This is a genomic window from Methanomassiliicoccales archaeon LGM-DZ1, from assembly GCA_030168595.1.
GTDB lineage: Archaea > Thermoplasmatota > Thermoplasmata > Methanomassiliicoccales > Methanomethylophilaceae > Methanomethylophilus.
Genome location: CP115556.1, coordinates 49760 through 75029, shown reverse-complemented (window position 1 = coordinate 75029; position 25270 = coordinate 49760). Strand labels below are relative to the sequence as shown.

General features: G+C 61.1%; 25 protein-coding genes. 5 read left to right on the top strand and 20 right to left on the bottom strand.

What is annotated here, in order from left to right; genetic code table 11:
* Positions 1-51: 51 nt before the first annotated feature.
* The 8 genes from O8W32_00320 to O8W32_00285 form a co-directional block, all read right to left on the bottom strand.
* Entirely contained in the window at positions 52-621 is a 570-nt protein-coding gene (locus tag O8W32_00320; protein ID WII09293.1) for a phosphatase PAP2 family protein, read from the bottom strand.
* A 142-nt stretch (positions 622-763) separates the two neighbouring features.
* The gene (locus O8W32_00315; GenBank protein ID WII09292.1) at positions 764-1432 is read right to left on the bottom strand and encodes a formate/nitrite transporter family protein; all 669 of its coding nucleotides are present in this window, start codon (positions 1430-1432) and stop codon (positions 764-766) included.
* Between the two features lie 256 nt (positions 1433-1688).
* Entirely contained in the window at positions 1689-2117 is a 429-nt protein-coding gene (ribH, locus tag O8W32_00310) for a 6,7-dimethyl-8-ribityllumazine synthase (protein ID WII09291.1), read from the bottom strand.
* A gap of 54 nt (positions 2118-2171) precedes the next feature.
* Positions 2172-2597 carry a riboflavin synthase gene (ribC, locus tag O8W32_00305; GenBank protein ID WII09290.1) on the bottom strand — a complete coding sequence of 142 codons (426 nt, stop codon included), beginning with the start codon at positions 2595-2597 and terminating at the stop codon, positions 2172-2174.
* 41 nt (positions 2598-2638) lie between these two features.
* Entirely contained in the window at positions 2639-3076 is a 438-nt protein-coding gene (locus O8W32_00300) for an FAD synthase (GenBank protein ID WII09289.1), read from the bottom strand.
* Positions 3073-3798: a 3,4-dihydroxy-2-butanone-4-phosphate synthase gene (ribB, locus tag O8W32_00295; protein WII09288.1), complete on the bottom strand. Its 726-nt coding sequence runs from the start codon at positions 3796-3798 to the stop codon at positions 3073-3075. Before ribB ends, O8W32_00300 begins: the two co-directional genes overlap by 4 nt.
* Before the next feature lie 186 nt (positions 3799-3984).
* Entirely contained in the window at positions 3985-4236 is a 252-nt protein-coding gene (locus O8W32_00290; GenBank protein WII09287.1) for a helix-turn-helix domain-containing protein, read from the bottom strand.
* Between the two features lie 97 nt (positions 4237-4333).
* Entirely contained in the window at positions 4334-5176 is an 843-nt protein-coding gene (locus O8W32_00285) for a DUF1638 domain-containing protein (protein ID WII09286.1), read from the bottom strand.
* 192 nt (positions 5177-5368) lie between these two features.
* On the opposite strand from O8W32_00285, the gene O8W32_00280 reads away from it, so the two are divergent.
* Positions 5369-6025, top strand: coding sequence for a metal-dependent transcriptional regulator (locus O8W32_00280; protein ID WII09285.1), 657 nt, complete (start codon positions 5369-5371; stop codon positions 6023-6025).
* Between the two features lie 119 nt (positions 6026-6144).
* On the opposite strand, the gene O8W32_00275 is transcribed toward O8W32_00280, so the two are convergent.
* The 3 genes from O8W32_00275 to O8W32_00265 all read right to left on the bottom strand — a co-directional run bounded on the left by O8W32_00275 (position 6145) and on the right by O8W32_00265 (position 12508).
* Positions 6145-7830 (bottom strand): glutamate--tRNA ligase, encoded by a 1686-nt coding sequence (locus O8W32_00275; protein WII09284.1) that lies wholly within the window; start codon positions 7828-7830, stop codon positions 6145-6147.
* A gap of 91 nt (positions 7831-7921) precedes the next feature.
* A complete protein-coding gene (locus tag O8W32_00270) occupies positions 7922-9445 on the bottom strand; it encodes a nitrite/sulfite reductase (protein ID WII09283.1) in 1524 nt (507 codons plus the stop codon).
* Positions 9446-9568: 123 nt separating this feature from the next.
* Positions 9569-12508, bottom strand: coding sequence for an MMPL family transporter (locus O8W32_00265; GenBank protein ID WII09282.1), 2940 nt, complete (start codon positions 12506-12508; stop codon positions 9569-9571).
* A gap of 220 nt (positions 12509-12728) precedes the next feature.
* Between O8W32_00265 and O8W32_00260 the strand changes: the two genes are divergently transcribed.
* Together O8W32_00260 and O8W32_00255 are read left to right on the top strand one after the other, a co-directional pair.
* A complete protein-coding gene (locus tag O8W32_00260; protein ID WII09281.1) occupies positions 12729-13460 on the top strand; it encodes a TetR/AcrR family transcriptional regulator in 732 nt (243 codons plus the stop codon).
* Positions 13461-13483: 23 nt separating this feature from the next.
* Positions 13484-14782 carry a UbiD family decarboxylase gene (locus O8W32_00255; GenBank protein WII09280.1) on the top strand — a complete coding sequence of 433 codons (1299 nt, stop codon included), beginning with the start codon at positions 13484-13486 and terminating at the stop codon, positions 14780-14782.
* 472 nt (positions 14783-15254) lie between these two features.
* On the opposite strand, the gene O8W32_00250 is transcribed toward O8W32_00255, so the two are convergent.
* Both O8W32_00250 and O8W32_00245 read right to left on the bottom strand, forming a co-directional pair.
* Positions 15255-15647, bottom strand: a complete 393-nt coding sequence (locus tag O8W32_00250) for a hypothetical protein (GenBank protein ID WII09279.1) — start codon at positions 15645-15647, stop codon at positions 15255-15257.
* A 48-nt stretch (positions 15648-15695) separates the two neighbouring features.
* Positions 15696-16724 (bottom strand): transposase, encoded by a 1029-nt coding sequence (locus O8W32_00245; GenBank protein ID WII09278.1) that lies wholly within the window; start codon positions 16722-16724, stop codon positions 15696-15698.
* Positions 16725-17042: 318 nt separating this feature from the next.
* Between O8W32_00245 and O8W32_00240 the strand changes: the two genes are divergently transcribed.
* The gene (locus O8W32_00240) at positions 17043-17723 is read left to right on the top strand and encodes a hypothetical protein (GenBank protein ID WII09277.1); all 681 of its coding nucleotides are present in this window, start codon (positions 17043-17045) and stop codon (positions 17721-17723) included.
* 25 nt (positions 17724-17748) lie between these two features.
* Here O8W32_00240 and O8W32_00235 read toward each other — a convergent pair whose 3' ends face one another.
* The 5 genes from O8W32_00235 to O8W32_00215 all read right to left on the bottom strand — a co-directional run bounded on the left by O8W32_00235 (position 17749) and on the right by O8W32_00215 (position 22131).
* Positions 17749-19080, bottom strand: coding sequence for an adenylosuccinate synthase (locus O8W32_00235; GenBank protein ID WII09276.1), 1332 nt, complete (start codon positions 19078-19080; stop codon positions 17749-17751).
* 10 nt (positions 19081-19090) lie between these two features.
* The gene (locus O8W32_00230; protein ID WII09275.1) at positions 19091-19912 is read right to left on the bottom strand and encodes a hypothetical protein; all 822 of its coding nucleotides are present in this window, start codon (positions 19910-19912) and stop codon (positions 19091-19093) included.
* Positions 19912-21033, bottom strand: a complete 1122-nt coding sequence (locus O8W32_00225) for a N2,N2-dimethylguanosine tRNA methyltransferase (GenBank protein WII09274.1) — start codon at positions 21031-21033, stop codon at positions 19912-19914. Before O8W32_00225 ends, O8W32_00230 begins: the two co-directional genes overlap by 1 nt.
* Positions 21033-21575: an NTPase gene (locus tag O8W32_00220; GenBank protein WII09273.1), complete on the bottom strand. Its 543-nt coding sequence runs from the start codon at positions 21573-21575 to the stop codon at positions 21033-21035. Before O8W32_00220 ends, O8W32_00225 begins: the two co-directional genes overlap by 1 nt.
* Positions 21576-21744: 169 nt before the next feature.
* On the bottom strand, positions 21745-22131 hold the full coding sequence (locus O8W32_00215) for a dihydroneopterin aldolase family protein (protein ID WII09272.1): 387 nt from the start codon (positions 22129-22131) through the stop codon (positions 21745-21747).
* A gap of 106 nt (positions 22132-22237) precedes the next feature.
* Between O8W32_00215 and nadA the strand changes: the two genes are divergently transcribed.
* Complete coding sequence (gene nadA, locus O8W32_00210; GenBank protein WII09271.1) at positions 22238-23140, top strand: quinolinate synthase NadA; 903 nt, start codon at positions 22238-22240, stop codon at positions 23138-23140.
* Between the two features lie 116 nt (positions 23141-23256).
* On the opposite strand, the gene O8W32_00205 is transcribed toward nadA, so the two are convergent.
* Together O8W32_00205 and aspS are read right to left on the bottom strand one after the other, a co-directional pair.
* Complete coding sequence (locus O8W32_00205; protein WII09270.1) at positions 23257-23829, bottom strand: Holliday junction resolvase; 573 nt, start codon at positions 23827-23829, stop codon at positions 23257-23259.
* 89 nt (positions 23830-23918) lie between these two features.
* Positions 23919-25223, bottom strand: coding sequence for an aspartate--tRNA(Asn) ligase (gene aspS / locus O8W32_00200; GenBank protein WII09269.1), 1305 nt, complete (start codon positions 25221-25223; stop codon positions 23919-23921).
* Positions 25224-25270 lie beyond the last annotated feature (47 nt).

Genomic DNA, 25270 nt, shown 5'->3' with positions numbered 1-25270 from the left:
CAGCATCAAGATGACCCAGATATTGCGAAAAAGCGGTATTGGCTGCGAGCTTCATCCTCTCTTCGCACGGATCGCGCTGCGTACATCGGAATCCAAGAACTTCTGCCACCGCCTGTTCCCTTCAAGGCGCGACTTCATGAGGGACCTGACGGCAAAGACGCACGCAGCGGCCATGATCGCGCCGGCGATCACATCAGTCGGCCAATGGACGAACAGATACAACCTGGAGAAGGCGACGAATGTTGCAAAAGCCATCGCGGCGACGCCGTACCTCCTGTCGAAGCAGAGGACCGAGAACGCCAGGGCGAAAGCGTTGGCTGTATGCCCTGAAGGGAATGAATAATCGCTCGACCGGGAGATTATGAGGTCCACAGGATAATCCTCGAAAGGGCGGTCCCTGGCCGTGACGGCCTTGAGCGGCCCGCCTATCAGGTCGCAGAGGGCCTCGGAGAGCAGCATAAGAACGCCCAGAGGACGGGTCCTCCTGGGTATCAGCAGCAGGAGGGACAGCGCATAGGTGAACGCCCCGCCGGCCAGCAGGTCCGCCGCCTCGGAGGCGGCGTCCATGGCCGCAGAGGACATGTTGTCGCGTATCCATATGAGGATATCCAGTTCGGACACGGACATGGATTCTCGTTCCGCGTATAAATACGGTCGTCAGCGGGCGCCGATGTGCCAGATGAAAGAATTGTCCGGCCCCGCGGAGGAGGCCGGGATTCGGCGGCCCCTGCAGGCCGCAGGCCTATCCAGATGACGGCAGGATTCAGCTGTCGTCGTCCGCCAGGGCCTTCTTCACGGCCTCGACGGCGCCGCCGGGGGTCTCCTTGAAGTATTTCCTGCACTCGGGGATGACGATCCCCCCGACCCCGTTGCCGAGGATGACGACGAGGACGAAGAGGAAGGCGTCCATGGTGAACTCTCCCGCGGAGCAGAAGTAGAACATGTCGGCGATCGAGTGCTCGAAGCCCGAGAGGATGAAGACGGGGACGCATACGAACGCCCCGAGGTAGCTCTTCTGCGTCTTGTAGACGTCGGCGGCGATGAACATCAGGACACCGCAGAAGACGCCCTTGCAGAACACCCTCCACCAATCGATGTCGCCGTCCAGGCGGGCATCGACGATGACCGCCGCCGCGGCGTCGGACATGGGGATCATCCATCCGATGATGAGCGCCCCCACGAAGTTCCCGACGATCATGATCAGGAGGTCGATGATGAAAGGCGGCTTGTTCTCCACCGCGTAGCCCACTTTCCCGGTGTAGAGGTCGAACCCGAAGGTATAGACCGTGAAAAGGCCGATGGAGAAGAGGATCGCCCCGACCCATTTGTATTCGCCGGTGGACATCGCCATGAAGACGCATCCGCCCATTCCGATTGACAGGCCCGCCAATACGGACCTGAGAAAACACTTGCCGTAATGCTTGCAGTTCATTTCTCACGCACCCCGCAAAGCGCCGTTCGGTTTCTCCTATTATGCATGAACGGGACAGCCGGCGCCTTTCGGTTTACGTTGGAATGTCATCAATGGAGCGCTAATAAATGTAACCGATTTAGGTTCGGGGTAAACCGCGTGCTGACATTGCGCACGGGCCCGCGGACCTCCGGAATCCGCCGCCGGAGAGGCTCCTGCGGCGGCATGCGCCCGGAAGATGTTAGCCCGGAGGGTAATACCCCCGGGAAGAGATTTTTCACTGCTCGGTCTTGAGCTTCTCGACGCGCTGCAGCATCTTGACGACCACATCGACGACGTCGCGGCCCTTCTCGATCCTGTCGACGGCCTGCAGCTCGGTCATGTCGGGGCCGGTGACGCCGAGGGCGACCGGCTTGTCGTAGTCGAGCGACAGGTCGGTGATCTTACGGGCGGCCTGCGCCATGATGACTTCGTCGTGCTTGGTCTCGCCTTTGATGACCGCGCCGATGGTGATGACGGCGTCGATGTCGTCGCGCTCGAGCATGGTCTTGATGGCCAGGGGCATGTCGAAGACCCCGGGGACCTTGATGATCCTGGTGATCTTCACTCCGAGGAACTCCGCCTCGGCCTTGGCCCTCTCCATCATCAGCATGGTGACCTCGTAGTTGAACTCCGCAACGACCGCTCCGATCCTGTATTCTTTCATTTCTTGTCCTCCTTTTGCAAATGCACGGTAAGTGGTTAGTGGTCCTCAAAGCGTTTACTGCCGGTACACCGGCCCTTTGTCCTCGAACCCCTGCCTCAGGCCGGTGCCCGCCCTCTCGGTGAGCCTCTCCGGCCTGAACAGGAGATCGTAGACGTTGACGGCGTGCTCGCGGGCGCGGCGGTCGGCCAGCCAGGCCAGCTCCGCATCGTCCTTGGCCTCGTCCTCGTGGACGAACACCTCGATGATGTGGGTGTTCGTCATCAGCTGCGCCTGTATGAGGCCGTTGGATGCCTCGTCGGCGCACATCTTGTCCTTCGGCATGGGCCCGGGCATGCCCAGGGCCATGCAGATGTCGCAGTGCTGCTCCTCGATGAGCTTCTTGCAGGCGACCGGCAGGTCCTTCATCCCGGGCACGGTGACCCTGATGATCCTGAACCCTGTGCCGGTGCGCTCGAGCTCGTCGATGGCGGCCTTGCCCATATCGTACCTTGCGAACGTCGTGTCCGCGATGCCGATGGTCTTCAGTTCGCTCCCCCCATGTTCCTTATCTTGGCGACGATGCGCCGGGTGGCGTTGAGGTCGTCCGCCGTCTCGGTCGCACGAACGACCTTTATCCCGCGGAGGCCGTTGGACTCCAGGTCCCTGGAGAGCTTCGCCTCGTCGAAATGCTGGTCGTAGCCGAGGACGATGACGTCCGGCTTTATCTCGCGGACGATGTCGAATATGCTCCCGCCGCTGTGGCCGACGACGGCTCTGTCCACCGGCTTGAGCTCACCCACGATCTTGGCGCGCATGTCCTCAGGGGTGATGGGCTCGTGCTTCTCGCGGCGGACGGTCTCATCGCTCGCCACCACGACGACGAGCTCGTCGCCGTACGATTTCGCCTGCCTGAGGTAGGATATGTGGCCCGGATGTATGATGTCGAACACGCCCGAAGCCATGACCCTCGTCAATTTCACACGTCCAGTTCGGGATGCTGCTTCTTGAAGTCGTTCCAGGCCTCGATGATCTCGTTGCCGGTGACGAACGGGATGCCGTGCTCCTTGGCGTAGGCGATGCAGTCCTCCTTCTTCTCCGAATGGCCGTCATCGCCCATCATCTCGCAGATGGTCGCCGAGGGCTCGACGCCGGCCATGTACATCATGGCGCTGGCGAGCTCGGTGTGCCCGTGCCTGTTGGTCAGGATGTGCTCGCTGGAGTTCAGGAGGTGCACATGGCCGGGGGCGCGGAAGTTCTTCCCGAGGTCGCGGGCGAGCTCCTCGCCGGTCTTCCCCTTCTGGAAGATGGTCTTGGCGAACTCCCTGATGGTGAGGGCCCTGTCGCAGTCGGGTATGCCGGTGTAGGTGTCCCTGTGGTTGATGGTGACCCCGAACGACGATTTCGTGTTGTCGTAGGGAATGTCGGTGGGCGCCATGTAGCCGAGCACCGGGTACTTCTCCCTGGCGTCCCAGAAGACGTCGGACAGGAACGGGAGCCCGATCTCCTTGGCCAGGCGCCACGGGGTGATGCAGCAGAGCAGGCCGCCGGCGTCCTGCCTCATCTGCCTGATGATGTCGTGGGTGATGAACTGCGAGGCGCAGGTCATGTCGCTCTCCTTCTCGCGGTCATCGAAATCGTAGATCAGGATTATCTTCCCCTGACGGACGGCCTCCAGGGCCTTCTCGATATTCTCGCTAACCATAGCCTATCGGAGTTGCCGAAGACGGCACTTGAAATAACAGATGGGTAACAACCAATAAATCAGTAGGTCGATGCAGTCTCCGGAAAGGATGCCTGGGTAGATTTACGGCTGCTGATAAAAAGAGCGGAGCGGGAATCGACCTACTGCTTATGGGGACAGAGCCCCCGGGGAACCTGCCGGAGGTTGTCAGGCGGTCCCGCCGGCGGCCCCGAGGGAGGCCTTGTACTCGTTGCCCCAGACGGCCAGGGCGTCGAGCACCGGGTGCAGGAGGGCGCCGAGGTCGGTCATGGAGTACTCGACCCTCGGCGGGACCTCCGCGTAGACCTTCCTGGTGATGAGGCCATCGTCCTCGAGGGACCTGAGGCTCTGGGTCAGGACCTTCTGGGACACTCCGGTGACGGACCTCTTCAGCTCGCTGAAGCGCTTCGTACCCGTCATGAGGTCCCTCAGGATCAGGACCTTCCATTTGCTCCCGATGAGGTCTATGGCGGTCTCGACGGGGCACGGCGGCAGATCGCTGAGCGTCCTCGGCGTTTCAGTCGCCCCCTATGGCGGCCTTGGCGGTGCGGTAGATGGTCTCGGACGGCTTCAGGGAGAGCCACCCGTCGGCGATGGTGATCGGCTTCAGCCTGATCGACTTCTCCATGGCGGCGAGGTCCGCATGGAACTGCTCCTCGTTGGGTTCGAGGCCGGTGTCCATGATGAGATAGTTCTGATAATGCCCGATCTCGAAGAGCCAGCGCATGTAGCTTTCCTCATCGGTGATCCCCAGCTCCTTCAGGATCTCCTTGTCGATGCTCAGCACCTTCTGCGCCTCGTCGCTCGCCCCCATGAACGCCTTCCAGTTGTGGGCTATGGCGGGTATGACGTAGAACATGCCCTTGTACGTCTTCTCCAGCTCCAGGTACTTGGCGCCTCCGTTGACCGCGACGCCGACGCAGTCGTCGCACACCCTCCCGGTGCTGTCGCGGAAGACCGCCGTCGGCTTCAGGCCGTTCTTCCTGGAGAACTCGGAGATGTCCCAGCCGTAGTTGCCGCACAGCGCGTAATAGCATGCGATCGAATCCACGTGCTCGCTCATGAGCCTGACCTGGTCCTCGGTCTTAGCCTGCAGGTCCTTGGGCTGGGCATGGAGGGCGAGGTCGTTCATCACGATGACGACCGTGTATCCTTCCTTCGGGAAGGTCCCGTTCCATACGTCGCTTTCCTTCACCATAGTGTACGGGATGTGCCAGTAATCCATTTTCTCCCGCACGGATGCGCAGTGATCGTTCTCGGCGAGGCATACGGTCTTCGTTTCCTTATCGTTCCTCAGAGCCCACAGCAGCTCGTCCTCGAGCATCGGGCAGGCAATGACACCCAGAACTCCCTTGGTCATAAGTGTCCTTAGATGATATTGGTATTAATAACATACTAAGTATTTTCATTATACCGTCCAGTGCCAGAGCCGGCGGCGGCTTGGATGAATCGATATTCAGAGCGGATCGGCATCCGATCTGCGCCATCCGGGCACTGGATTCCTGTTAGGTGCCCCTAACCTTTAATTACAGATAGAGCGTTGGGGAAGAAGATGACCACCGGAAACCGCGAGGATTACCTCCTGGCGATCCTCAAACTGACTGAGGATGGAAACGTGGCAAAGACCACGGAGCTCGCTACTTTCATGGGCGTTTCGCCCGCCAGCGTCAGCGAGATGCTGAAGATCCTGTCGAAGGACGGCCTCGTGGAATACGCGAAGTACCGCGGGGTGAAGCTGACCGAGGAGGGACTGACCCAGGCGAGGCTCACCAGGAAGAGGCACCATGTAGTGGAGCGCTTCTTCACCGATATACTCGAGATGGACCACCAGCAGGCCCATGAGGAGGCATCCCGCATCGAGCATTCCATCTCGGACGCGTCCGCCGTCAGGATGTGCAACATGCTCGGCAACCCTCCGGACTGCGACTGCCAGTGCTGCGTGGACCCCTGCAAAGGCGTCTCGGCGCAGCAGGTCAACATCACTTCGCTCCTCTCGGACATGCACCCGGGGGACATGGGGACGATATCGCACCTCAGGTCCAACGACGCGTCCGTGCTCAAGAAGCTCCTCTCCATGGGGCTCGTCCCTGGGAGGAAGCTGTCGGTAGAGTCCAACGACGGGACCTGGGTCATCACCGTCGGGGACCAGACCCTGGCCATCGACAGCGATTCGGCGTCTTCGGTTTACATCGACGTCTGCACGGCCTGAAACTCCGGAACGCGGGCACATCCCGCTTCCCGGAAATCAATTATTGTGAAAAACGCGCCGCCGGCCTTCGGACGGTCATCCTCGGCGGCGCAGAGGGGCCTTCCGGCCCTGAATATGGATCAGTCGTGGGTGTAGACGCAGACGATCTTCTCGGGGGACTTCTCCTCCACCTTGACGAAGCCGAACCTCTCGAACTGGACGGTATCGGACTTCTCGGAGAGGAGGGCGTTCTCGACCAGCCCCTTGGCGACGGATCCGTCGGTCATGAGGACCTCGCAGGGCACGGAGCTCCTGGAGACCCACTGCACAGCCTTCATCTTCCCGCCGCGGACCCCGGAAACATCGTTCCCGGCGAACCTCGCGGGGGTGGAGTAATCGAGGTTGCAGAGATCCTTCAGCCTGATCTTCTTGTCCTTCGCGAACTCCGCCGAGTCCTTCTCGGTGATGAAGACGGTGAACGGCGGCTGGAGGTCGTACTCGCGGAAGCCCTTGGAGGGGTCGTCGGGCAGCAGGGGCGCCTTCCCTTTGATCTCCTGCGCTCCCTCGATGTCGTAGCGGACCGGGTCGCGGACGAAGAAGTACCTGCTGCTGATCGGGTCGATGATGTCCCTGTTCATGCTGTACAGGCCGTCCCAGGAGAAGTTGATGTCCACGGACTTTATGCCGCTCTCGACCCAGTAGCGCCTGATGGCCTCCGGCCTGATCCCCCTGCGGGCCAGGGCGCGGACGGTGCCGGTCCTGACATCGTCCCAGCCGGTGTACTCCCCTTTCCTGATGCTCTCCTTGATGAGAGAGGTCTTGAGCACCGTGTCCGGTATGTGCACGAGGCCGTAGTGGATGTACTCGGGCTGCTTCCAGCCGAAGTAATCGAAGATGTACTTCTGCCTCAGGGTGTTGTTGAGGTGGTCCTTCCCCCTGATCACATGGGTCATGCCCATCTCGTGGTCGTCCACGGCCACGGAGAGGTTCATCATGGGGTACAGGCGGTACTTGTCCCCGGTCCTGGGGTGGGGAGCGTCCACCGCCCTGAGGGCGACGAAGTCCCTGATGGCAGGGTTGGGGTGGGCGATGTCCGTCTTCACGACGGCGATGGCATCCTCGAAGCCGGGAGCGCCCTCCATCAGCTTGTCGTACCTCTCAAGCTGCTCGTTCACCGGCAGGTCCCTGCAGGGGCAGGCCGTCTTCTGCTCCTTGAGCGACCTCCATTTCTCCGCATCGCAGGTGCACACATAGGCGTGGCCCTGCTCGATCAGTTGCTTAGTGACCTTGTAGTAGAGCTCGAACCTGTCGGACTGGATGTAGCTGCGGTCTATCCTGACCCCCAGCCAATCGAGGTCCTCCGGGATGGTGTCGTACGCCTCGGGGTCGATCTTCTCGGGGTTGGTGTCCTCGAACCTGAGGATGAGCTTGCCGCCGTACCTCTTGGTGTACTCGTCGTTGAGGACGGAGACCCTAGTGTGCCCGATGTGCAGCGGGCCGGAGGGCCCGGGGGCGATCCTCATGACCGTCTTGCCCTTCTCGGCGTTCTCCAGGTCGGGAAGCTCGTAGGTCCTGACCTTCTTCTCCTTCACGAGCATCTCGGGAGCGGTCTCCTCCAGCTCCTTCCTCTGGGCCTCCGGAGCCATGGCGTTGACATCGGCGACGATGCCGCCGATGGTCTCGTTGAGCCCGGCGACGTCCCCGCGCAGCTCGGGGTGCGAGCCGAGGATCTTCCCTGCGATGGCCTTGGGGTTGGCCTTGCCCTTGAAATTGACCGCGTTCTGCAGCGCGAGCTTCCTGATGGTGTCCTCTATGGGCTCTGACATGATGGCCTTCGAATCGCGCGCGCCTATTAATACAGTTCCGCGGAACCGTCCGCGGGCCCCGGCTGGAGGCCGGGGCCGGAAGGCGCGGACTTCAGTGCAGATAGGGCGCGCCGACGGCCTTCAGCTTGGAGGCGTCCCCGCCGTACCATTCGCGGAAGGACTTCCCGGATGCCTGCACCGCCCTGCCGAGGTCCCTGAAGAAATCGGGGATCTGGGACTCCTTCACGGCACCGAGAACGTCCCCGAGGCGCTCCTTCCCGCGGACATGGGAGCCGTTCACGGAGACCTCGAACGCAGGCTCCCCGTCCACCGGCGCGCAGCCCTTCAGGCCTATCGCGCCGAGCTGCTGCGCTGTGCATGACGAAATGCATCCGGAGATTCTCACCATCGGGAGAACGCCGTCGGCGAAGCCCTCGGCCCTCTCCATCTCTATGAGCCTGGTCAGGAGCCCGTAGGAATCGCGGAGGCCGATCTGGCACACCGTGTTCCCGATGCAGGACATGGACGACTCGAAGAGGGTGCGGGACCCGTCTGAGGTGACAGCGGCGATCCTGTCGGCCTCGGCGCCGGTGAGGTTGATGACGTACAGCGTCTCGTTCGGGCCGACGCGGACCTCCGCCTCGTCGATGGGAGAGACAGCTTCGCTGATCTCGACGAACTTCGAAGGCGCGATCCTTCCGCCTATCGGGTGGTACACCACATAATAGAGCCCGTTCCTCGCCTGCGGGCGGGCCCTCGGGTCCTTGGGGACGGTGCCGTCTCCCCTCTTGAACCAGAGGATGTGGTCGGGGAAGACCTTGGGAACGGTCTCGTCCTTCTCCGCCTCGGCGAGGCACTCTTTGAATTTCTCGATGTAACCGTCATCGCCGAGCGTATCGCGCATGTAGCGCACCCTGGCCTTGGAGCGGTCCTGGTAGTTGCCGTATTTCATGAACATGCGGACCATGGCGGCCAGGTAGTCGCAGAGGTCCTCCGGGTCCGCTCCCTCGGATACGAGGAGACCCAGCTTCGGGTTCGCCCCCAGGCCGCCTCCGCTGTAGACGTCGAACATCCCGTCGGCCCTGGCCACGAATCCGAGGTCCCTGGCGGTGGCGTCGGTGATGTTCTCGAGGGTGTTGGAGAATCCCACCTTCAGCTTCCTGGGGAGCTTCTTCCCCTCGACGTAGTTGAGAAGGTATCTCGAAGCGCATTCCGCGTACGGCTGCACATCGAACGGTGCCTCTATGACGCCGGAGAGCGGGGTCGCGGTCACATTCCTGGGATAATCGCCTCCGCCGCCGTAGGTGAGTATCCCGTGGTCGGCCGCGCTGCCGATGATCTCCACCGCCGCCGGCCCCGACAGGCCGTGAAGCTGGACAGACTGGCAGGTCGTTAAGTGCACGAGCGACGGGCTGTACTCCCTGATGCAGCCGGCGATGAACGCCATCTTGTCCTTCGTTATGCGCCCGCCGGCCAGTCTGAGGCGGACCATGCCCTCTTTCGCTCCGCGCTGCGCATAGGTGCCGAACCCGCCGGAGATGCCCTTGTACTCCTTGACGGACATCTTGCCCGAATAGAATGCCTGCGACGCCTCCGAGAGCTTCGGAAGCATCGCCTTGTATGTCTCGGAATCCATGGCACTCATATCGCCGATGGGATTCATGCCGTTTTCCGAGAAGAACAGAGAAAGAAAGGGCCGGCCCCTCCCGGAGGAGGGGCCGAAAGTGTTTGGGAAACGGTTTCCGAGATCGGAACAGCCTCACTGGATGCCGAGCATCTTGTAACGCTCTTCGCGGCGTCCCTTCCAGTAGGCCTTGAACTCCCTCTTCGCCTCGCTGAGCTCCTTCTCCTTCTGGGAGAGGAGGGCCTGTCCCTCTTCGTCAAGTCTTCCGATCCTAGCATCGTCCCTGAGGGGCTTGATCTCGGCCTTGAGCGCATCGAGCTTCTGCTCCCTCTCGGCGACTCCGCGGACGGTCTCCTCCTTGAAGTTCTTCACATCCTCATCGGAAGTGATGACGTCGCCGGTCTGGGGGTCCACGGTCCCGGAGGGGACGGGGTTGAGGTTGGTCCCGTCAGGGTTGATGCCGTGCTTCCTGGTGAGGAACCCAGGGCCCTTCCAGCTCCAGCGGCCCATGAGGTGCATGAGGGCAGGGCTGACATAGCCGACCATGAGCAGGCCGTCGATGATGATGCCGAACCCGAGCGCGAACCCGAACTCCCTGAGCATGGACGAGTTGGCGATCAGCAGGGTCAGGAAGGTGCCTCCCATGATGAGGGCGCACAGGCTGATGACGGGCCCGGTGGTCCTGATTGCACTGTCGATGGCCGCATCGTTGGACATTCCGCGGATCTTGTTCTCCCTGATCTTGGTGGTCATGAAGATCTCATAGTCCATGCCGAGTCCGAGCAGGACGACGAACAGGACGATCGGGACTAACCAAATGACCGGCGTATCGAGGATGTCGCTGAAGACTATCCTTGTCAGGACGACGGTGATGATGACGCTCAGCAAGATGGTCAGTATGGCCCTGATAGGGGTCAGGTAGCTGCCCAGGATGAAGAACAGCAGGCAGATCAGCAGGACCGCGACGACGACCCTGATGAAGTCAAACTGCTCCTCGACATCATCCATGATGAACTGCATCGAGGCAGAGGTGCCGGATACATAAGATGCGCTCCAGTCGGAGGCGTATACGGAATCGTAGCTGCTGTCGCCGCTGTGCATGTCGCCCAGCAGATCGTTGACGAAGTCCATGGTGTTGGCTGACATGGGCTTCTCGTTGGTGACGATCATGATGCTGACGTGCGACCCGTCGGCGGACAGTATGCCGGTGGCATAGTTCAGTATGTAGTCGATGATATTGGAGACGGTGATCGTTCCGGTAACGGTCGTACCAGACATGGTGACCGCGACAGTCTGCGTGGAATCCATCGTATTGTAGGACGATCCGGCCCCGACCAATCTGGCAATGGGATCATGAACTGCGGACGGCATCATTCCGACGAGCGTGGCATTAACAAGAGCGGGGGTAGGAGTCTCGCCTGCAGCCGCGATCTGGGATGCGGCAGTCGCATACAGAACGGTCCAGGAGTTGAGCCCGGACGCGGATCCGATTATGCTGCTGTACTTGCTCTGGATCTGGTTGGTCATCGTCATTATGTCAACGACGGTCCCGGATGCGGACATGGTCGCCGAATCGACTGTGAGCCCGGCGGAGGACCAGACCAGATACGGAAGCCTGATCGGATTTCCATATGCATCTGTCGCAAGATGTCCGGCTGTATCGAGCACCGCGTACGCATAATCGTCCGAGGACGTGCTTATGCTCTGGACAGCGCTCTGATTGAGATCGAGGACCACATAGGTAGGCATGATCATGCCGCCGTCGGCAACGTCCATGATGGCATTCAGTCCGTCCATGGATTCAGAGTCAGGCTCAACGCTGATGAGGTCGGCTGAGTCCTCGGATTCGAAGAAGTACCAGACACTGGGAACGGCGACGACGAGGAGCACGGCGACGATGGGCGCCGCGTACTTGTGGGTGTTCCTGGACAGCCAGGTGAAGTACCTCTTGGACATGGAGGAGAGGTGGGCGTGGAGCCCCCTAATTTTGCCCTTCTTGACGTTGGCCTCGTTGTCCTGGTACTTCTTGATGGCGTTGGGCCAGAAGATCTTCTCCCCGAGCAGGTTGACGAGCGAGGGGATGAAGGTCAGAGCGGCGAACAGTGCCACGACGATGGAGAGCGCCAGTATGATTCCCATGGTCCTGACGAGAGAGTAGTCGCAGATAGCCAGGCAGGCGAAACCGATGACAACTGAGACACCGGACGTGAAGACGGACTCCCCGCCCCACATGACTGCCTCCCTGAGGGCGGTCTGATGGTCCTTTCCGATCTTCCTCTCGTCGCGGTAGCGGGTCATGATGAAAATCGCATAGTCGCAGCCCGCTCCGAGCATGACGACTAGGATGAGGATCTGGGTGATGTAGAAGATACCGACCATGTTCCCGATAACGTACAGGAGGAGCAGGACGATCCCGTAGGACATACCGACGACCGCCGGCGGGATGATGGCCGTGACGATGGCATAGAAGAAGAGACCCAGCAGCACGAAGATGAGCACGATGGACATGGGGTCGATCTTGGAGACATCTTCGGTGGATGAGGTCATGGTGTCATGAGTGAGCGCATCGTTCCCGGTGACATAGGTCTTGAGAGCGCCGGCTCCCGAAACAGCATCGACAGAATCTTTGACGATGTCCCTGATGTTTTCTGTCTCATCGACCACATCATAATCCTTGTCGGTGCAGCCGATGGCTATCAACTCGATTCCCGGATATCCGGACGAGCCTTTGGAATAAGATCCGTAATCGGAGACAGTGAAGCCCTTGTCCCCGAGCTCGGCGCTCATGCGGGAGGCAAACTCAGAATAGACGGCGCTGGTAAGCGCTGCCTCCTCGGCGTTATCGTATGAGATGACAAGGATCTCTGAGAGATCGATTGTGTTCGTGAAGTATTCATTGATAATGTCCTGGCCTTCGGACGCCTCATTGCTTGAGCCCGGCAGCTCGTTCATGTCGTAAACGAGAACGTCGTTGCTCTTGAGCCCGAAGGGCAGGGCACAGCAGAGAACCACGACCCAAAGCGCGATTATCGCCTTGGAGTGTTTCATGACTGTGTCCGCAAGTTTGGAGAACATGGTTTCACCAATGGGGCGAGGTTATTTTTTAACGCTATAAATATATTTTGAACATAGTCAAAAAACAAATTGGATAAACGATTGATAATAATTCACCGCTGCCCTGCCTGCGGTTCGTTTTCGTTAGTAAATTTATATACTAGAAATATCGAGACTGGATTAGAACGGAAATTTTGATAAAAATGTTTTGAGCCTGCTCAAATTTAAATAGGGTCTGAGCATGGGGAATTCCGATATGCAGGAGACGGCGGAAGGCAAGACTGCCAAGAAATCCGCAGAAGAAAAACGCGAGGAGGCGCGCGATAAGATCAAGATGGCAGCGGTGGAGCTGTTCTATCTTAAAGGATATGAGAACACCACCACCCGCGACATCGTCCTGAAGACCGGTATACTCAACGGCAGCCTCTACAACCGCTTCAAAAGCAAGGAGGACATATTGCTCAGCGCGGTCACCGACGCCCTCCATGACTTCCTTGAGGACTCGAAGAGCGTCTTCAGCAGGCTTGACGACCCGATGAGCGCCATAATTCTCCCGGCCGCCATAGAACTTTATCTCGCGAGCTCCTCCCCGAGATTGGCCGATATCATCTACAACGCCCACCGCTCCTGGGCGGCCGTATGCGAATACGTCGATGTTTATGAGAAATGGTTCAGCGACGTCTTCAAGGACATGATGAGCGGGACCAGGAACCCGCAGATATTCAGAGTGAGGATATCCGCGATTATAGGCGCCGTCGGGAACGTATGCGCCCAGTACGCGCACGGGTACGACGGGGAGTACCGCGATGTCCTCAACACCATGGTAAGGGTCGCCAGTTCCACCGTGGAGATCCCGGTGTTCAACATCACCGAGCTGGTCGACAGGATCGCGGACATCGTCGAATCCGGGGATGTGTACCTGGGCGGGCGCAAGATCTCCGAGATCATAAGCGGCCTACCGAAAACCGATTAAACGCCGCCCCCGATAGCCTGAGCATGACAATCGACCTAGAGGGCGCGGTGAAGGTCTCCGAGAAGATCGACCCGGACGGGTACGGCGCCACGAGGCACATGCAGGCAGACCAGAGCGCCACCTTCCTGTTCGAGAACCTCAACGGGGGAATGGCCGCCGGGAACGTCTACTCCACCAGGGAGAAGATCGCCAAGGCCATGGGGATCCCCAAGGACAGGCTCGTGTTCCATATCATGGGCGCCATGGCCAAGCCCGAGGCGACCGAGAATACCGATTCTCCCGCCTTCAAATACCAAGAGCTTCCGCTGGACCTCACCAAGCTCCCGATCGTGAAATACTTCCCGAAGGACGCCGGCAGGTACATCTCCGCCGGCATCGTCGTATCGCAGTTCGGCGGGAAGAGGAACGTATCCTACCACAGGATGCTCATCCGCGGGAAGGACGAGATCGGGATCAGGCTGGTCCCCAGGCACACCTTCACGCTTTACAATGAGGCCAAGGCCGCAGGGCAGGACCTGAAGATATCCATATGCATCGGGGCGCCCGCCGAGGCGATGGTCGCCGCCGCGCTTTCTGTGGACTACGGAGTCGATGAGCTCACCATCGCCTCCGCCATGCACCTGAAGGGCCACAGAACGAGGCTCAGGACCGCGCTATGCTCCAACGGCATCGAGGTACCGGCCGACTGCGAGTATGTCCTTGAAGGAAGGATCACCTCGCAGACGGCGCCCGAGGGGCCCTTCGTAGACATCGCCGGCACCTACGACTCCGTCAGGGAGCAGCCGATCGTGAAGATCGAGAGGATCTGGGCCAAGAAGGACCCGGTGTTCCAGCTCCTCCTGCCCGGAGGCTGGGAGCACTTCCTGCTCATGGGAGTCCCCAGGGAGCCTGTCATCTTCCGCACCGTCCGCCAGGCGGTGCCGAGGGTGAAGAACGTGAGGCTCACAGAAGGGGGCTGCTGCTGGCTGGACGGCGTGGTCTCCATCGCCAAGAACAAGGAGGGCGACGGGGTCAATGCCATCATGGCCGCCTTCACCGGCCACACTTCGATGAAGAACGTCATCGTTGTCGACGACGACATCGACATCTTCGATGACAGGGAGGTCGAGTGGGCGGTGGCCACCAGGATGCAGGCCGATAAGATCATAAAGATCCCCGGCGCGGCAGGCTCGTCCCTCGACCCCTCGGCCGGGAAGACCACCTGGAAGGTCGGGTTCGACGCGACCCTCCCGATGGGCGCCGACAGGGCCCCGTTCGTGAAGGCAACGGTGCCTGAGGAAGACGGCCCCGGAGCGGAGAAGGCCTCCGGCAGATCCGACTGAAACGCTGCATCGTCATCCGGGCCGACGGCGGAAAGGTGCCGGGAGAGAGCGATCCTCCCGGTGCCTTGTTCATTCCGCGCTGTTCCGACGCGAGTTCCGAGGCACCTTCGCGAGAATATACAGCAGCAATATCATATGCGCGATCAATGCAGACAGCGCGATTATCAGACCGGCCTGCTCTGAGAATCTTGGCTTATGGCCGTGTAAATGACGGCCAGAACCGCCATAACGGCGAAAGATGCTGCCCATGTGCAGACCATGGCAGTCTTCCAGGGCAGGCAGCGGGATAACGCCTATAACCCGCTGAGATGCAGAAGTAGATGACGATCATCAGAAAAGCGAACAGGAAATAGCTTTCCAGGCTCACCTTTCGCACTGCAGAGAATCTATCTCCTTGCCGATCATTTGATGATTCTCTGTTTTCTGCTGCGCAGTTCTTCAATCTGCAGGTTTTTCTGCGCGGGGCGGAAGGTCACTGCCGGGGGCCGCCGCGGTTCCCTTTCCGGGGGACTGCGACCATCGAGATATCGCTGCGCGACTTCTTGTCGGCGTCGGATTCGACCTCTCCGCGGAAGACCTTCCCGGCGATCTCCGCCGCATCTTCCCCGCCGTGACCGGAATAGACGGTCACACCCATCTTCTCGAGACGGGATATCCCGGCGAGGCAGACCTCCCCGCCGATGAGGGCATCGATCGACAGCGGAGAAAGCAGATCTATGGCAGGATTATGCCCCGGCCTGCATGTCCTCTCCACTGTGCTGACCTCAGAACTACCGCTGCCGTCGAAATCGAAGATGGTGAACTCGGGGGATGTCCCGAAATGCCTGAAGACGAGCCCGTTCTCGGTCGAAACGGCGATGCGCATGCCCGGCAATCGGTGCAGGTCCATATAAACAGGATGTGTCCAGAGGTCTCATTGAAACCCTCCCCGCAGCCTATCGATACGTCCCAGCCTGATGACCCTCAGCGCGTTGAAGGCGATCGCCTTGAGGAGGGCCTGCCTTTCCCTGCAGGCCGGTATCCTGGCCGATACCGACGGGCCGGCCGCCTTCTTGATCATGAAGTTCGTCGATTCGATGACAGCTCTGCGCCTGTACGCCCTGCTCTCGGCGCTGTCCGGGTCGGACAGGGCCTCGTCCATCATGCGCCTGTACGGCCCGTGGATGACGGTCCCGCGGTTCCCCCGGCCGCGGCGGACCGGGATCGCCGCCCTGGCCCCCAGGACGTCCCTGGCGAGCCGGTGGTTGAGCGACGAGTCGTAGGCCCTGTCCGCGATGAGCCAGTCAATCTTCAGCCCGGACCCTGCGAGGTCCGAGATGTGCCCCGGCATGAACGTCGTGTCGTTCCTGTGCCCGTCGGCGGAGGCCGACGCGCTCAGGACGATCCTGGTGCCGGTATCGACCGCCAGCGACAGCTTGGTGAACGACCTGCTGCGCCCGGCACCGAAGTCGTCCAGGCGCTTCTCGTAATGGGCGGACCTGTCGAAGTCGGACAGGCCGGTGCTGTCGACGGCCACCGTCGCGCCGCCGTCCGCGGCGGCCGCGAAGGCCATCACCACCCTCTCCAGGACGTCCGTCCCGATCCGCTTCAGGAACTTGCACAGGGTCGAGCCGTCCGGGATGCGCTTCAGGCCGATCGCGTCGGTGAAGCCCCTGTACATGCCCAGGTCCCTGCGGACGGCCCCGTAGCTGATGCCGTGCCGGGCCATGAGGACCAGCACCGCCAGCTTCTGGCGGTCCGTGTAGATGCAGTTGCTGAACTTCGAGAAACACTGCGGCACCCCGGCGGCGTCCATGGCCGCCGTCAGCGCCTCGGCGAACCGCCCCGAGGCGCCGCCGTCCGCCGGCATCCTCGAGTACGATTTGCCTCTGTTCGCCCCGCGGTTCCCGCGGGGCCCCGCAATACCCTTAACTATGCTGTCAGCGCTATCTTGGCATGTCATCCGAATCGCTTCCGGGTGGCCGCCCCCGCATGTTTCCTACGCACAGGGGGGCGTTCCTCTCTTTTCCGATGTCTGGCTCTTCGCCTTGCACAACATGCCGTTCAAATATTATATATTTATGTCTATCGAAAAAAAGAAATAATAGAATTCCAAGCGGAACAGAGGTCCGGCAGACGGAATACGCGTGCCCGGCATGCCCGCAGCCCATGATTGCGAAAGGATCTGCCCCGCAGGATCGAGGAAAAAGCGAAGAGGGTTTCAATGGGACCGTGTCCAGAGGAACGGAAATAATAAAACACATTGTGTCAATTAATATGCATGAACCCCGAAAAGGCATCGTCATTGATCATAGCGATAGCCGCCATCGTTCTCGCGGCAGGGGCATACTCCTCATTCAGCGATGACAGCTCCGATGATGCGGCCGAAAGAACCGTGGTCTATCATGGAAACGGCGGGCTGACCGCCGACGGTTCGGATACCTATGTGCTCCGCGGCGATACGGTATCAGCCAACATGTTCACTGACGGGGTCAGGCTGTTCGCTTCCTGGAATACCGCTGCTGACGGCTCCGGGCAGCTCTTCAACGCGGGAGACCGCATAGATGCAGGCAGCAGGGCCAATCTGTATGCGCAATGGGGAGTGACGGCCGAGTTCTCGGGTGCTGAGGACAGGAACGGCCTCAGATTCTACATCGCCGAAGGCCTGGGAAGCACAGAAGAGGCCTATTCCAGGGCGGACGGTTCCGTGCCGCTCCCGGACAACGGGAGCGCGACCCTTCTGGCCATGGGAAACGGCAGATGGTCTTACGATGAGGGCACAGGGACCTTCTCCGGCACAATTGCCTCGGGAGGGACCGCGTACGCCTGCACATTGGGCCTTGAGACGGAAGGCGCGGAAATCTCTCGGACCTATCTCTTCGAAGGCAGATGGCCGGCGTTCGATCTCGTGTACAGCGGGCCCGTGACAGGGACCGTGGTATGGTCCGAGATGCCGGCCTGAGAAGGCCGGCCGCTGGAAGATGGTTTCAGTTCCACCAATCGGAACGGCGGCAGATGGTCTGGTCCCTCTCGGGGCCGACGGACACGATGTCCGCCGGAACCTTGGTCTGCTCCTCGATGAACGAGATGTAATCCTTCATCTCCTTCGGAAGCTCGTCGTAACCGCCTTTCACGACCGCCTCGGTGTCGTCCCAGCCTTTCCAGCCTTTGAACTCCTTGTAGACGGGCTTCGCCGCGCTCAGCTTCTGCAGCGATGCGGGATAGTGCCTGGTCCTCTCTCCGCCGATATCGTACTCGTAGCATACGGGGATGGTGTCCACATCGTTCAGGACATCGATCTTGGTGACCGCGAGGGAATCGAACCCGCACAGCATGTTGGCGTGGTTGACAACCACCAGGTCCAGCCAGCCGCACCTCCTGCCCCTTCCGGTGGTGACGCCGAATTCGCCGCCCTTCTGCTGCAGCTTCTTCTCATCCTCGCCTTTCAGCTCGGTGACGAACGGCCCCTCGCCCACGCGGGTGGTGTAGGCTTTCACCACTCCCATGACCTTGTTGAGGCGTTTGGGCGCGATGCCTGCGCCGGTGCAGACGCCCCCGGCCATGGTGGAGCTGGAGGTGACGTACGGATAGGTCCCGTGGTCGATGTCGAGCATGGCTCCCTGAGCTCCTTCGAACATCACGTTCTTGCCGGCGTCGAGGGCGTCGTTGACGAGGACGGAGGTGTCGCAGATGTATTTACCGAGCTTCTGCCCCCAGCCCTCCATCTTGGCCAGGAGCGATTCGGGAGTGCAGCAGCAGACCTCCGTGCCCATCATCTTCATGAGGTCTTTCTTATAGGGCAGGAGGAGCGAGATCTTGTCCTTCAGGGTCTCCTCTTCGAGGAGGTCGCCTGCGCGGAACCCTATCCTGGCTATCTTGTCCTGGTATGCCGGCCCGATGCCTTTCTTGGTGGTCCCCACCGCCTTGCTGCCGCGGTACGCCTCCTCGGCCCCGTCCAGCTTCTTGTGGTAGTTCATGATGAGCGCGGCGCGGTCGGAGATGCGCAGGCCGTCCACGTTCCCGCCGTTCTCTTCCACCTGGCTGATCTCCTCGAGGAGCTCCTCCATGTTCACGACGGTGCCGTTCCCGATCACCGCGAGCTTCCCCGGCCTCACCACTCCCGAGGGAAGGCCGTGGAGCTTGAACACCCTGTCGCCGACCACGATGGTGTGGCCGGCGTTGTTGCCTCCCTGGAAACGAACGATGAGGTCCGCGTCCCCGTCGAGGTAGTCGATGATCTTTCCTTTACCTTCGTCCCCCCACTGGGAACCGAGAACGGCTAGGCTGGGCATGGTATCGCCGTTCGCTATCCTCTTCATCCATTTATAATTAAACTGCTGACGGCAGGGGCCTTCGCAGGCCGACGGCGTCGCAGGCGGCCTGCAGCGCCTCGGGCGGGACCCTGGACAGGCTGGTGACGTAGGCGCATCCGAGGCGGGGGTTGACCAGACCGATGTTCGATATGCGCTCCAGGTCGGGGTCCCCCGACTCCCTGCACATGGCCAGGCGGACCAGCAGCCTCATGGTGCGGTCCGGAGGCAGGGGGTCCTGCGTCACGGCCATGTCCCAGATGAACGAATCTGTGAGGAAGAGCCCGAATCCGGAGCTGATCCTCTCCCCGTAGCCGGCCCCGAAGGAGAACCCGATCCTCCTGAGCGGGCCGTTGTTCCCGAAGAACCCGACGGTGCGCCGGACCATGGTGGCGATGTTCGAGCAGGTGCGGTCGTCGGCGCGGACCCTCGCCGGACGGTACCCTCCGGCGGCGCCGGCGGCCAGGCGGCAGGCGCAGTCGGCCGTGTACGGCTCGATCTCCTTCCCGTAGGCGCAGGCGATACCGTCCTCGAAGGCGTCGGCCTTCGAGACGGTGCCGTAGGGCCCCGTCCATCCGGGGGCGCAGTCCTGGAAGGCGGTGCGCTCGGCCTCCTTGAGACAGGCGTCCCGCTCGCCGTAGCTGTACCCGCTCATCGCGCTGAAGAGGCTGAAGCAGGACAGGAGGCAGACGGCCCCTTCGACTATGTCCCCGGGGAGGTTGTCCTGCCCGATGTACCTGCCGTCGTTGAACGCCAGGGGGACGGGGTCGAAGATGCCTGCCTTCAGGAGCCCTCCGGGCGGCTGCGGGAAGCCGCGGACGCCCTCGGCGATGCCGGCCATCAGGCCTCCGGCGCAGGAGGCCGGCGCCCCATCTCCCTGTACAACGAGATGACGTCCTCGGAGTCCAGCTCCGTGATGAACGATGTCGGCGAGAAGTGCGTCTTCGAGGACGGAGCGTACCCGTTCAGCCTCTCCACGAACTCGTCGAGGTTGGGCGGCGAGAGCTTGGTGAACGATGACAGCTCGCTCATGTCGTACAGGAAGGGCGTGGAATCCACCTCGCCTTTCCACAGTGCCAGCATCTTCCCGCATTTCCTCTCGGAGGCGGTCCCGGCCGGGTCCATGCGGGAGATCAGCGCCTTATCGAACAGGGGCCCCAGCCAGAACGGGCCGAGAGGATGCTCGGGGTCGCGGGTGCGCGATGTCCCCCTCTCCAGGGTCGAGCGGTCGTATTTCATATATCCCAGATGGGAGAGCATCTCGTCGCAGGCATCGGCGCCCGGGACCAGCTGCACGTAGGTGCGGTAGTAGTGGTCGGCGTAGAAGGACAGCAGCGGGCGCATGCCCATATCGAACTTCCCGAGCTCCCTGGCTATGCTGCACATCAGGATGCGGAGCCCGCCCTCGTGGCACATGTACCCGCGGACCGGCTCGCACTGGTAGCGGCGGCGGCATTTGCCGAGCTGGGCGCCGGCCAGGGGGGCCGTGTCGGTGGCGGTGACCGCCAGCACGGCATGCTTCCTGCATCCCCCGATGGCAGGCTGTATGTAGAGGGACGGGGACCCGAATGGGTCCAGGTCGACGTAGTCGAACGATTCCTGCGCCAGCAGGACGCGCATGTCCGCATGGCTGGAGCGGCAGTTGGATAGGCCGTTCAGCTCTATGTTCGCGTTTATGTAAGGTATAGCGTTCTCATCGAAGTCGTTGGCGACGACCTCGGTCCCCGGCACCTCGTTGGCGATCCTCACCGCCCTGGAGCCGGACGCGGTCATGGCGTCGCAGACGGTCATGGACGGCTTGCCGAGCGCGCGGAGGAGCATGACGCTCACGTCGCGGTTGAAGCTCATCTGCTCGTTGAAGAACACCGTCCCGGCTACGATCCTGCCGGGGCCGTGGACGGAATGGATCTCCGGGACCAGTATCTTGGTGGAGCCCTCGGTGATCACCGTGCCCGGCGGCATCAAAGCATTTCACCGTTCATGAGGCTCATGATCTTGTGAGGGAGCAGGTTCCTGTTGATCGGAGTGACCTCGAAGATACGGATGTCGTCCCGCCTCCTGATGTCCTGCAGGAGAGGGTTCCTGGATTTCTTGTGGAGCGTGATGATCATGGGCTTGTCCACGTCGAGCGCTTCTTTGACGGCGTCCACGAAGCCCTCGCTCTCGACCTCGACTTTGCCCACTTCGTCGATGACGATGACGTCCGCGTTCTCGCAGGCGCTTTTTATAGCTTCCACTGCCACGGATTCGAAGCTCGCCAGGTCCACACCTAAGTTGCCGACCGTGATCCTGCTCTCGATGTCAGGTTTGGCGAATGTGACTTTCTCCCCGTTTCCGAGGTTGCAAACGCTGATGCCTATCTCATGCCTGCCGTCGGTGATCTTCTCGTCGATCATGCCGCCGACGGTCACGTTCTTGCCTAGCATCTCGATGACACGCTTCAAAGTGTAGGTCTTCCCGGATCCGGGCAGGCCAGTAAGACCTATTTTGATGTCGTTCACCATGCGATTATTCCCCATAGGGAATAGGATTTAAAGTATAAATACTGTAGTCGATATGCGCCGTTTCCGGCCCTTCCTAACTGACAGATACTGGCCGTTTTCCGCGGATAGCAGGCGCTGACAGGACATTCGGCCCGTTCCCGGCCTCCGGCTCAGATGTGTTTTAAAACCCTCACTCTTTCCCGGCATGCTCGACGGAGACGATGTACATCAGGGGATAGCCCAATTCCGCATCGTACCCCATCCGGGCGACCGCCCTCTCGTTCCCGATGCGGATGATGACCTCGGCCTCGATCATGTCCCCGGCGAGGGAGGCGTACGAGTACTGGTCCTCCTTGTCCCCGGGTTCGGCGCGGATGGACACCTTCGCGGACTCCACGTACGGCTGGACGCAAATGCATTCCTCGATCGAACGTGCCAGATCGTCCTTGGTGGATCCTCTGAACGGGGTGCCGACGAACTGATGGTAGACGGTGGCGAGCTTTATCCCCGCCTCAAAGCACGCCCTCTCCGCATCGCCGCATCCGAACCTGGACGATGCCAGAGCCTCACGGTCCATGGGATGCGGAAGACCGTGCACCGTTGTTAATCTTTCGCGACCCTGTTCCGCAGGAGGGCGCGGGAGGGCGAAGCTTTTAACGTAGACCTGCAGTGGAGTTGCCCAGATGGAAACCGTAGCTGAGAGAATCGCGCAGCTGAAGAAAGAGAAGAACGCGGTCATTCTGGCCCATAACTACACGCTGCCCGAGGTGCAGGACATCGCGGACTTCGTGGGCGACAGCCTCGGCCTTTCGAAGAAGGCCGCGGAGACGGACGCCGGCATCATCGTGTTCTGCGGCGTGTCCTTCATGGGCGAGACCGCCAAGATCCTCAGCCCCGGCAAGAAGGTGCTCCTCCCCGAGCCCGAGGCCAAGTGCGCCATGGCCGCCATGTGCTCCGCGGACCAGATCCGCCAGGCGAGGAAGATGTTCCCCAAGGCCGCAGTGGTGGCCTACGTCAACACCTCCGCCGACACCAAGACGGAGGCGGATTACTGCTGCACCTCGGCCAATGCCCTGAACGTGGTGAAGGCCGTGCCCGAGGACGAGGTCATCTTCGTCCCCGATGCGAATCTGGGGCGCTATGTGAAGAAGAACTGCTCCAAGACCGTGCACCTGTGGTCCGGGTTCTGCCCCGTCCACCAGTGCATAACCTGCCGGCAGGTGGAGGCCTTGAAGGCGATGCATCCCAAGGCCGAGATCGTGGCACATCCCGAATGCAGACCGGACGTGCTCGACATGGCGTCGTTCGTCGGTTCCACGGAGGCGATCCTGAACCACTGCCGGGATTCGGAGGCGGAGGAGTTCATCGTCCTCACCGAGATGGGCATGGGGCACAGGCTCGAGAAAGCGTGCCCCGGGAAGAAGTTCTACTTCACCGAGCAGTCGCTGTGCATGACGATGAAGATGATCTCCCCCGAATCCGTGCTCGAGTGCCTGGAGAAGGAGAGCAACGAGGTCGTCCTGTCCGAGGATGCTGCCAGAAAGGCGTACGTCCCGGTGAAGAGAATGACCGATATCCTCGGCTGACGTCCGGACATCTTCCTTTTAACCCCGCCCCGCTATCAAGGGGCGGGATGCCGGATGAAGAGATTCCGAGCTGATCCGTGATGAGCCCTATGAGTGCCGACGGCGTCCCAGCGGGTTCAGTCCTCTTCGTACGCGGCGGTGTCCGCGATGGTCCCCTCGCCGGGGTCCGATGCCTGCCCCACGAATGCGAGGAGGTCGGACAGCTTCATGCCGTCCGACCAGCGCAGGACGAAGTTCCCACCTTTGGTGATCTCCACCTTCGGGATGCGGTCCCTGAGCATCTGTATCCTGCCGATGAGCTTGGACTCGGACGGCAGCGTGAAGATCCTCCACGGGTCCCCGCGTACGCCTTTGAGGCGGTAGGCGTAGATCGGGATGACATGGCACCTGTCGCACTCATCGAGCATGCGGACGGCCTGGTCGCGGAGGCGCTCGCTCTTGCTCAGGTACAGGATGTCGTTCTCCGAGCTCTTGACCTCCACCGGGAAAGAGAAGTCCCAGCGGAGCGCGACGAGGTCCACCCCGAGGGAGCCGGCCGCGCGTATGACCATGAAAGGATGGTCCATGGTGGAGCAGTACGCCGATGTCTCCTCATCGTCGCAGGTCTTGACCATCTTGGTCACCGTACCGGGGTCCCCCGTGAGGAGGTACTTCAGTTCGCGCTCGTAAACATCGCCCGGTGCTGCCATGATAAATGTGCCAGAGTTTTACGGATATTAAAACAGAAGCGGCAGGGGTGGCCGATTCTGACCGAATCTGGCCCCTGCCGCCGCGGGCATCACGGGGTGAGCCTGCTCAGGTCCCTCGGGAACAGGATGGCCTCGCGGACGTTGGGGAGGTCGAGCATCTTCTCGACGAGCCTGTCGATCCCCATTCCCCATCCGCCGTGGGGAGGCATGCCGTACTTGAAGGCCGCTAGGTAGTCCACGAAGTCGTCGGGGTTCAGGCCCTTCTTCTTCATCCTGGCGACGAGCACATCGTACCTGTGCTCCCTCTGCCCTCCGGAGACGATCTCCTGGCCCTTGTAATCGAGATCGAAGGAGTAGGAGTAGGGGGTCCCGTCCTTCTCCATGATGTAGAACGGCTTGGCCTCCTCCGGGTACTCGGCGATGAAGTACAGGTCGATGCCCTTCTCCGCCATCTTCTCGCCGACGATCTTCTCGCCCTCGGTCCCGAGGTCGTCCCCGTCCTTCAGGGGGAGGCCGGCGTCCTGGACCATCTTGAGGCACTCGGAATAGGTGAGGATGGGGAACGGCGCCTGCTGCACTTTGATCTCCTTCCCGAGGAGCGCCAGCTGCGGGGCGCACCTGTCCCTGACGGCGGCCAGGACGCTGCTGACGATCTCGGAGATGAGGCTCATGACCTCCTCCTCGTTCTTTATCCAGCAGTATTCCGCGTCGAATGATGTGAACTCGGTGACGTGCCTGGTGGTGTTGGACTCCTCCGCCCTGAACGCGGGGCCGATCTCGTAGATGCGGTCCATCCCGGTGGACATGAGCATCTGCTTGTACAGCTGGGGGCTCTGTGCCAGGAAGGCGGGCCTCCCGAAGTAGTCGACCTTGAACAGGGTCGCGCCGCCCTCGGCCCCCGCGGCCGCGATCTTGGGGGTGACGACGTTGAGGAACGCCCTCGACTCCATCGCCTCGCGGACTGCCGCGGTGAGGACGGACCTGATCTCGAAGACCGCCCTGACCTCGGGCTTCCTGAGGTCCATGAACCTGCTGTTCAGGCGGGTATCCATTTCGACGTTGACCTTGTCCACGACTCCCAGGGGGAGCGGGGCGGCCGCCCTGCTGTGCACGATGCACTCCGACGGGATGAGCTCCACGCCGAGGGCGGTCTGCTTGCTGGGCTTGACCTCTCCGGTGACCGAGACCACGGACTCCCTGGGGAGCTTGGTCATGAGATCGAAAAGCCCAGGCTCGATCTTCTTCTTGGGAAGGGTGATCTGCAGGGTCCCGTAGCGGTCCCTGAGGATGATGAACGAGATACCGCCCATGTTCCTGGTGTCCTGGATCCAGCCGTTCACGGTGGCCTGGCCCTCGGTTCCGGCTATGCTTGAGGAATTCCTGACTTCTGCCATGTTAACATATCCCGCTATCGCGCACAGTTATAAAACCGCTTCAGCAG